The 8,144-nt window shown below is 64.8% G+C and carries 8 protein-coding genes and 1 pseudogene; all 9 read right to left on the bottom strand.

The features are described from left to right. Positions 1-11: 11 nt before the first annotated feature. Positions 12-755: a P-type conjugative transfer protein TrbJ gene (gene trbJ, locus DU29_RS0110390; protein ID WP_008294941.1), complete on the bottom strand. Its 744-nt coding sequence runs from the start codon at positions 753-755 to the stop codon at positions 12-14. Then, the gene (gene trbE / locus DU29_RS0110395) at positions 752-3,202 is read right to left on the bottom strand and encodes a conjugal transfer protein TrbE (RefSeq protein ID WP_028621633.1); all 2,451 of its coding nucleotides are present in this window, start codon (positions 3,200-3,202) and stop codon (positions 752-754) included. Before trbE ends, trbJ begins: the two co-directional genes overlap by 4 nt. A 12-nt stretch (positions 3,203-3,214) precedes the next feature. After that, positions 3,215-3,484: a VirB3 family type IV secretion system protein gene (locus tag DU29_RS0110400; protein WP_028621634.1), complete on the bottom strand. Its 270-nt coding sequence runs from the start codon at positions 3,482-3,484 to the stop codon at positions 3,215-3,217. Continuing rightward, positions 3,481-3,867, bottom strand: a complete 387-nt coding sequence (locus DU29_RS0110405; protein ID WP_028621635.1) for a TrbC/VirB2 family protein — start codon at positions 3,865-3,867, stop codon at positions 3,481-3,483. The genes DU29_RS0110400 and DU29_RS0110405 overlap by 4 nt, the downstream gene beginning before the upstream one ends. Beyond that, positions 3,864-4,934: a P-type conjugative transfer ATPase TrbB gene (gene trbB / locus DU29_RS0110410; RefSeq protein WP_028621636.1), complete on the bottom strand. Its 1,071-nt coding sequence runs from the start codon at positions 4,932-4,934 to the stop codon at positions 3,864-3,866. The genes DU29_RS0110405 and trbB overlap by 4 nt, the downstream gene beginning before the upstream one ends. After that, positions 4,931-5,407 carry a CopG family transcriptional regulator gene (locus DU29_RS0110415; protein ID WP_028621637.1) on the bottom strand — a complete coding sequence of 159 codons (477 nt, stop codon included), beginning with the start codon at positions 5,405-5,407 and terminating at the stop codon, positions 4,931-4,933. Before DU29_RS0110415 ends, trbB begins: the two co-directional genes overlap by 4 nt. Continuing rightward, positions 5,404-7,410 carry a conjugal transfer protein TraG gene (locus tag DU29_RS0110420; protein ID WP_028621638.1) on the bottom strand — a complete coding sequence of 669 codons (2,007 nt, stop codon included), beginning with the start codon at positions 7,408-7,410 and terminating at the stop codon, positions 5,404-5,406. The genes DU29_RS0110415 and DU29_RS0110420 overlap by 4 nt, the downstream gene beginning before the upstream one ends. 235 nt (positions 7,411-7,645) lie before the next feature. Then, positions 7,646-7,912 carry a hypothetical protein gene (locus DU29_RS0110430; RefSeq protein WP_028621640.1) on the bottom strand — a complete coding sequence of 89 codons (267 nt, stop codon included), beginning with the start codon at positions 7,910-7,912 and terminating at the stop codon, positions 7,646-7,648. A gap of 2 nt (positions 7,913-7,914) precedes the next feature. Beyond that, a pseudogene (locus DU29_RS1000000131365) lies at positions 7,915-8,144 on the bottom strand (LysR family transcriptional regulator); the annotation flags it as partial.

The following is an 8,144-nucleotide window of genomic DNA, read 5'->3' on the forward strand; positions in this document are numbered from 1 at the left end:
GCCGTCTCCCGTCAGTTGCCGTAGAAATCCACGCGCTGCGGCGTGTAGGGCGTGCCATCACCCAGGAAACGGCGCGTCACTTCCCGGCCACGTTCGACAGCCGCCGCCTGGCGTGCCAGTTCCAGCGCGGCGGCGCGTTCCTGCGTGATCTGGAGCTGCTGTGCCTGGATGGACTGCTTGGCCTGCAAGGCCAGAAGCTGGTTGGTCGCCTGCATGGCTTGCAGCGCGCCGGTGGCGGACTGACTCTGGCTGACCAGGTCGGACAGCGCGCTTTCGTCTTGCGCCAGGTTCTGCGACACCTGCGCCTGCATCCGCATCGCGGTGTGCAGACTGTTCAGCGTGTTCTTCCAACGTTCCTGCGCGTCGTGCAGCATCTGGTCGCCGCTGACGGTCGCGGCATACTGCTCCGGGTACAGCCGGGCAAAGGTGGCATCCATGCTCTGCACGTCGTAGGCCAGGCCGCGAGCCTCGGCGATCAGCCGCTCGGTGGTCGCCAGCGTCGAACGCAAGCGATTGACGATGTTGAAGTCCAGATTCGCCAGATTGCGCGCCTGGTTCATCAGCATCTGTGCTTCGTTCTGGAGTTGGTTGATCTGGTTGTTGATCTGCTCCAACGTGCGCACGGCGGTCAGCGTGTTCTGCACGAAGTTGGACGGATCGAACACCGTCAGCGCGGACGCGGGCTGCACTGCCAGCAGCGATACCGACAGCACGGCGGCGAGCGAGACGGACAGCAAACGGGGTTGGGTCTTCATGGTGAAACCTCCGGTCGTTGAGAAGCGAGGAAAGAAGCAGCCGCCGGTGAGGACGGCAACAGGTCAGCGGCCCAATCGAGGCCGCGATGGCGCAGCCAGGCACCGGCAAATCCCGGTGTGCCTGCGTCCAGCAGCACGCGATCCATGTCGCGCTGGTCTTGCGGGGTGGATGCACCCGCGAAGGCCAACGTGGCTGGCCCCAGGTCGAGGTCGAACAGGCGGTTGCCCAGACGCGATTGGTAGTAGTAGTCGCGCTTGGGCTGTGCGGTCGCCACGATCTCGATTTGGCGGCTGTTGAGGCCGAAGCCCTCGTAGATCGTGCGAATTTGCGGCTCGGTGGCCTGCGGGTTGGGCAGAAAAATCCGACTGGCGCAGCTTTCGATCACCGCCGGGGCAATGCTTGAATCCTTGATGTCGGCCAGCGATTGCGTGGCGAAAATGACGCTGACGTTTTTCTTGCGCAGTGTCTTGAGCCATTGCCGGATGCGGGCGGCAAACACCGGGTCATCAAGGAACAGCCAGGCTTCATCAAGGATCAGCAGCGTGGGCGCCCCGTCGAAGCGTTCATCGAAGCGGGCGAACAGGTAGCCCAGCACGGCCAGTACCGCCGCCTTGCTATGCATGAGTTCTTCCATCTCGAAGCCCTGCACACTGCCGGAACCCAGCCTGTCGGCATCGGCGTCCAGCAGCTTGCCGTGGGCGCCGCCCAGCACATAGGGTGCGAGCGCCTGGCGCAGTGCGTTCGATTGCAACAGCACCGACAGGCCCGTCAGCGTGCGCTGCTCCACTGGCGCACCGGCCAGGCTGCACAGTGCCGACCAAATCGCTGCCTTCTCGTCCGGGCCGATGGCGACACCTTCATGCAGCAAGCGGCCTTCCACCCATTCGGCGGCCCAGGTGCGGTAGCCCTCCTGGTCGATGCGGGCCAATGGCTGGAAAGCAATCGTCCCGTCATTGCCCAGGTCGTAATGCTCGCCGCCCAGCCCCAGGATGGTGGCGCGCATCGAGCGCCCCATGTCGAAGGCGAAGATGCGCGAACCGGGATAACGGCGGAACTGCATCGCCAGCGTGGCCAGCAGCACCGACTTGCCCATGCCGGTCGGCCCCGCGACCAGCGTGTGGCCCACGTCGCCGATATGCGTCACCAGCCGGAACGGCGTCGCGCCATCGGTGCGGGTGACGATCAGCGGCGGGCCGTCCAGATGCGCGTTCCTCTCCGGCCCGGCCCACACAGCGGACAACGGCATCATGTGCGCTAGGTTCAGCGTCGAGACGATGGGCTGACGCACGTTCGCGTAGGCGTTACCGGGAATGGACGACAGCCAGGCATCCACCGCATTGAGGGTTTCGGGGATGGTGACGAAGCCCCGGCCCTGAATGACGCGCTCCACCATGCGCAGCTTCTCGTCGGCCACGGCAGCATCGGCATCCATGACGGTGACGGTGGCCGTCAGGTAGCCAAAGGCGACTTGATCGCTTCCCAACTCCTGCAAGGCGGCATCGGCATCGGCGGCCTTGTTGTTGGCGTCGGTATCGACCAGCGGGCTTTCTTGCTGAAAGATCGTTTCCCGCAGCAGCGCGACGACGTTCTTGCGTTTGGCGAACCACTGGCGGCGCAGGCGGCCCAGTTCTTTTTCCGCCTCGGCTTTGTCTAGGCACAGAAAGCGCGTGCTCCAACGGTAGCCAAAGCCCAGGCGGTTGAGGTCGTCCAGAATCCCCGGCCAGGTCGAGGTCGGAAAGCCCCGCACTGACACCACGCGCAGGTGCTGGTTGCCCAGCATGGGCGCGAGGCCACCGACCAGGGCGGAATCGGCCAGCAGCGCGTCGAGGTGGAAAGGCACTTCGGGCACGGCCAGTTGGTAGCGCCGCGTCGAAACCGTGGCGTGCAGGTAGGTCAGCGTCTGTGCATCATCGAGCCAGGCAATCTCCGGCATCACGCCGTCGAGCAGGTCGAGCACGCGATCCGTTTCCGCCACGAAGGCATCCAGCCGCCCCTGCCAGTCCACGCCGTCGCCCGGCGCATTCTCATAGAGCATCTTGGCGGCACGGGCGCGAGATTCTTCTGGTGGCAGGTAGGCCAGCGTCAGGTGGTAGGCACTTTCAAAGTGGTGACCGGATTCCTCGAAGGCCGCGCGACGTTCTTCTTCCACCAACCAAGATAGCGGTTCGGGAAACTCGGAACGCGGATAGCCCGCCGCTGCGCGGCGCTCGGCTTCGATAAACAAGGCCCATCCAGACCCAAGGCGGCGCAGTGCGTTATTCAAGCGCGCCGACGTGGCGATCAGTTCGCCTTGCGTGGCGCTGTCCAGATCCGGCCCGCGAAAACGTGCTGTGCGCTGGAACGAACCATCCTTGTTCAGCACCACGCCTGGCGCGATCAGCCCGGCCCAGGGCAACCAGTCGGCCAGCAGCGCGGGCCGCTGGCGGTATTCGGCAAGGTTCAGCATGTCGGCTTCTCCCTATGCGTCCAGCAGCGGCTTGTGTTTGATGTGCCGGGCGAAGACCTGCATGAACTGCGGATCGACACGCGCGCCCCAGACCGCCAGCGAATGGCCGACGATCCACAGCACCACGCCGGGAATCCACAGTTGCAGGCCCAGCCCGACGGCGGCGGCCAGCGTGCCGTTGGCAATCGCCACGGTGCGCGGCGCACCGCCCAGCAGGATCGACTCGGTCAGCGAGCGATGCAGCGGCACCTCGAAGCCCGGAAGGTCGCTGACCGTACTCATACGACGGCCCCGCCGGAGAAGCTGAAGAACGACAGGAAGAACGAGGATGCGGCGAACGCGATGCTCAACCCGAACACGATCTGGATGAGCTTGCGAAGGCCGCCCGACGTGTCGCCGAAGGCGAGCGCCAGGCCGGTCGAAATGATGATGATGACCGCGACGATGCGTGCCACCGGCCCCTGGATGGATTCGAGGATGGATTGCAGCGGGCCTTCCCACGGCATAGAGGAACCGGCCGCCTGCGCGGTTCCCGCCAGCAACAGCATCAACACCGCGAGCAGCAGCCCTTGTCCTGCGGGTAGAGCCAGGCGGTGCAAACGCGCCAGCATGGGCAGCAGTGAATGCGGATTTACAGAAAGACGGAAAGCATCAACGTGCGTCATGGCAGTTCTCCAGGTTGGTCAGTGGTCAGGGAAGGCGCAGCGGCAGCGGCTGCAAGAGGAACCGGCGGCAGTTCGGGAAGCGGCGTTTCCAGCGCATCCGCCAGGCGGTAGCCCGAGCCGTCGAAGCCGACGACAAGGGAAATGGTTTCGACGTGGCGTTTGCGTCCACGGCCTGCGATGTGGATCACCACATTGACTGCCTCGGCGATGAGGGCGCGGGGCGGATTCACTGCCACTTCGAGGATCAGTTGCTCCAGGCGCAGCAGAGCGCCCAAGGCGGAGCCGGCATGGATGGTGGCGATGCCGCCGGGGTGGCCCGTACCCCAGACCTTCACCAGATCCAGCGCTTCGCCGCCGCGCACTTCGCCCACGATCACGCGATCCGGGCGCAGCCGCATCGTGGCGCGCACAAGTTCCTGCATCGACACCACGCCTGTGCGGGTGCGCAGCGGCACATGGTCTCGGGCCGCGCATTGCAGTTCGATGGTGTCTTCGAGCACCAGCACGCGGTCGCCGGTGGCGGCGATCTCGGCCAGCAGCGCATTCGCCAAGGTGGTCTTGCCGGTGCTGGTGCCTCCGGCGATCAGGATGTTGTGCCGCTCGCGCACGGCATGGCGCAGGAACTCGGCCTGCCCAGCGCTCAGGATGCCATCGGCCACATAGCGATCCAGACCGATGATGCTCACGGCGCGCTTGCGCAGCGCAAAGGCCGGGCCAGGTGCGGCGGGTGGCAAGATGCCCTCGAAGCGCTCACCGGTCTCCGGCAGTTCGGCGGTCAATAGCGGTTGGCCGCGATGCACCTCCGCACCGACATGGGCGGCGACCAAGCGGATGATGCGTTCGCCATCGGCCTCGGGCAGTTCGACACCGAGCGGCGCACGGCCAGAGGACAGCCGATCCACCCACAATGTCCGGTCGGGGTTGAGCATCACTTCCACCACGTCCGGGTCTTCCAGCGCTGCGGCAATCACCGGCCCCATCGCCGTGCGCAACATCTGGATGCGGCGATCCTGGGACGCCGCAGCGGATGAACGCGGCTCGGGCGGGATTTGAGGAACGGCACTCATGACGCACGCTCCGCACTGCGTTCGTGGGCGGCTGCCATCGCCGCCGCGTCATCCATGCGCATGGGGTCGGGGTGCAGCTCTTCCACCACGGCGCGCACCAAGCTGCGGCCACGCAGCAGGTGACGGCCCAACTGTTCGACGAATTGCTCGAAGCGCGCCTTGCCCTGGGCGCGGGCTGCATCCTGATGGGCTTCGGGCACCGGCGTGCTGACAGTCAGGTAGTAGCGGACGAACAGCGCCAGCGTTTCGATCTGGATGTTCTGATCACGCTCCAGGCGCTCGGCCTGCCGCGACAGGCGATCTAGGCGTTTGGCGATGGCGGCCTCTCGCTGGTCGCCGGCATCGGGCGATAGCCACGATGCGAGCGCCGCCGCGACGATGGACGACTTGGACACGCCTTTCTTGGCGGCCAGTTCTTCCAGACGTTTGGCGTGCTCGTGCTGGATGAACAGATTGAGGCGGTATTGGCTCATAGGTCGATTCCGTCGTTGGGGTCGAGAGAAGCCAGTCGCGCCGTGCGTTGCAGGGCGGGGTCGATCTGGCCGGGAAGCACCGGGGGCATGTCGTCGTCATCGAGCAGCGACAGGTCGCTGCTCGGGGCATCCATCTCGGGGGCATAGGCGATGGCTTCGGACAGTTCGGGCTGGCGGCGTGGGCCGCCATCGTCGGTCGAACCCAAGGCCTCCAGGTCATCGGCGGACGCCGTGGCCGGTGTCGCGGGAACCGCAGGTATTGCCAAGCCGCTCCAGTCGTCAGGCCGTGCCGGCGGCACATCGGCATAGCGGCCAGCCGTCACCGAAGGCGGCGGTAATACCCGCTGCTTGAAATTGGCATCGGCGAAATAGCGCAGCTTCTTCGCCTTGATCGGCGCGACACTGGACACCATCACCACCGCTTCATCGGTCGGCAGTTGCATCACTTCGCCCGGCGTAAGCAGTGGCCGTGCGGTTTCCTGCCGCGACACCATCAGGTGGCCGAGCCATGGGGCCAATCTGTGTCCGGCATAGTTGCGCTGGGCGCGCAGTTCAGTGGCGGTGCCGAGGGTTTCAGAAATGCGTTTGGCCGTTCGTTCGTCGTTGGTAGCGAAGGTCACGCGCACATGGCAGTTGTCCAGGATCGAATGGTTCTGCCCATATGCCTTGTCGATCTGGTTGAGCGACTGCGCGATGAGGAAGCTGCGGATGCCATAGCCCGCCATGAAGGCCAGCGCGGTCTCGAAGAAGTCCAGACGGCCCAGCGCCGGGAACTCATCGAGCATCAACAGCAGCTTGTGGCGGCGTTGGATGCCATCACTGCCATCCAGCGATTCGGTGAGCCGTCGTCCGATTTGGTTGAGGATCAGCCGGATCAGCGGTTTGGTGCGCGAAATGTCAGAAGGCGGCACTACCAGATACAGCGAGACGGGATGCTCTGAAGCGATCAGGTCGGCAATGCGCCAGTCGCAACGCGAGGTGACTTCGGCCACGGTCGGATCGCGGTACAGGCCGAGGAACGACATGGCAGTGGAGAGCACGCCCGAGCGCTCGTTGTCGCTCTTGTTGAGCACTTCGCGGGCGGCGGAGGCGACAACCGGATGCTGCACATCACCCAAGTGCTTGGTCGTCATCATCCGGTGCAATGTCAGCTCGAACGGGCTGGCTGGATCGCTGAGAAAGTTGGCGACGCCACGCAGCGTCTTGTCTTCGCCCGCGTACAACACATGCAGGATGGCACCGACCAGCAGCGCGTGACTGGTCTTCTCCCAGTGGTTGCGCTTCTCCAGCGCACCTTCGGGATCGACCAGGATGTCGGCGATGTTCTGCACGTCGCGCACCTCATGCGCGCCGCGCCGCACTTCCAGCAGCGGGTTGTAGGCCGCCGAACTGGCATCGGTCGGGTTGAACAGCAGGCAATGCGAGAAGCGCGAACGCCAGCCAGCGGTGATCTGCCAGTTCTCGCCCTTGATGTCGTGGATGACGGCGGACGCGGGCCAGGACAGCAGCGTCGGCACCACCAGGCCCACGCCCTTGCCGGAGCGCGTCGGCGCAAAGGTCAGGACATGCTCCGGCCCTTCGTGCCGCAGATAGTGGCCTTCATGCTGACCGAGAAAGACGCCAGCAGGCTTCGTCAGCCCGGCTTTGCGAATGTCGGCAGCATCGGCCCAGCGGGCCGAGCCATAGGTCGTCACCTTGCGCGCCTGGCGCGAGCGCCACACCGACATGGCGATGGCGACCACCACGGCCAGTAGGCTGCTGCCCACCGCGATCATGCCGCCAGTATCGAAAATCTGCGGCGCGTAAGCGTCGAAGAAGAACCACCACTCGAACAGCTTCCAAGGGTAATAGACCGGTGTGCCGTACAAGTCGAACCAGGGCGAGCCAAGGCGTAGCTGGTAGCCCAAGGCGGCGGCTGTCCATTGCGTGGCACCCCACACACCGGCGATCACGATGCCGAACACGGCGGCGATCTGCCCGAACAACACACCTTGAGCCTGCATACCCTGACCTCCGATTTCTCCTGCGCTAATTCCCCGTGGAAAACGCGGCACAAAGGCGTGCCGCAGGCGTCAGGATCGGTGCCGGTTCAGTGCCGGTCAAAGACCGTTATCGGCAGCAAGGTGATGTAAAAAGCATGGTTTCATGCAGGGACGAAATCAGTAAAAACGCCGCAGGCTTGAGCGCGCTGCGGCGTGTCGAGAAAGAAAATCAGGATATGCGGCAAACCGCCAACGGTCAGAGCTTCGGCGGCGTCTCCGATGGCGTGTAAGGCACCTTGCCGTCTCCGAAGAAGCGCTTGTTCGTTGCTTCGGCCACGCGGTTGCACAGCACATCGCCCATCGTCGGACGCTCGGTCTTGCATTGGCGGCGCAGCTCCCTCAGGCGCGCAAGATCTGCGGCCAGCTCTTCCACGGTCGGTACATTGGCTGCCTGTTTCGGTGTTTCGGACTGGCCGCAAGCGGACAGCGCGGCGACCAACAGGAATGGGGCGATCTGCTTCATGGTCATGGCTCGACTTCCTCTTGGGAATCGGGTTCAAGGGGGGGCGTGGCTCTGATGCCGTCCGGCGATTCGATGGCCTGCACACGCTCGATAAAGCGTGACAGCACGTCCGAGGATCCACCTTCCCGGTGCAGCACATAAGTGGTCAGCATGGGTGAGCGACCCGCCAGCGGCCGAGCCACAATCCCAGGCTCACGGCTGCCTGCGATATGCGGCGCTCCGGCTAGGCCCA

The organism is Pseudomonas sp. Ant30-3 (assembly GCF_000690905.1).
GTDB lineage: Bacteria > Pseudomonadota > Gammaproteobacteria > Pseudomonadales > Pseudomonadaceae > Aquipseudomonas.

Bases quoted from the DNA above. Each gene is read 5' to 3' on its own strand.
- trbJ (WP_008294941.1), bottom strand. From the start codon at position 755: ATGAAGACCCAACCCCGTTTGCTGTCCGTCTCGCTCGCCGCCGTGCTG.
- DU29_RS0110430 (WP_028621640.1), bottom strand. From the start codon at position 7,912: ATGAAGCAGATCGCCCCATTCCTGTTGGTCGCCGCGCTGTCCGCTTGC.
- trbE (WP_028621633.1), bottom strand. From the start codon at position 3,202: ATGCTGAACCTTGCCGAATACCGCCAGCGGCCCGCGCTGCTGGCCGAC.
- trbB (WP_028621636.1), bottom strand. From the start codon at position 4,934: ATGAGTGCCGTTCCTCAAATCCCGCCCGAGCCGCGTTCATCCGCTGCG.
- DU29_RS0110415 (WP_028621637.1), bottom strand. From the start codon at position 5,407: ATGAGCCAATACCGCCTCAATCTGTTCATCCAGCACGAGCACGCCAAA.
- DU29_RS0110420 (WP_028621638.1), bottom strand. From the start codon at position 7,410: ATGCAGGCTCAAGGTGTGTTGTTCGGGCAGATCGCCGCCGTGTTCGGC.
- DU29_RS0110400 (WP_028621634.1), bottom strand. From the start codon at position 3,484: ATGAGTACGGTCAGCGACCTTCCGGGCTTCGAGGTGCCGCTGCATCGC.
- DU29_RS0110405 (WP_028621635.1), bottom strand. From the start codon at position 3,867: ATGACGCACGTTGATGCTTTCCGTCTTTCTGTAAATCCGCATTCACTG.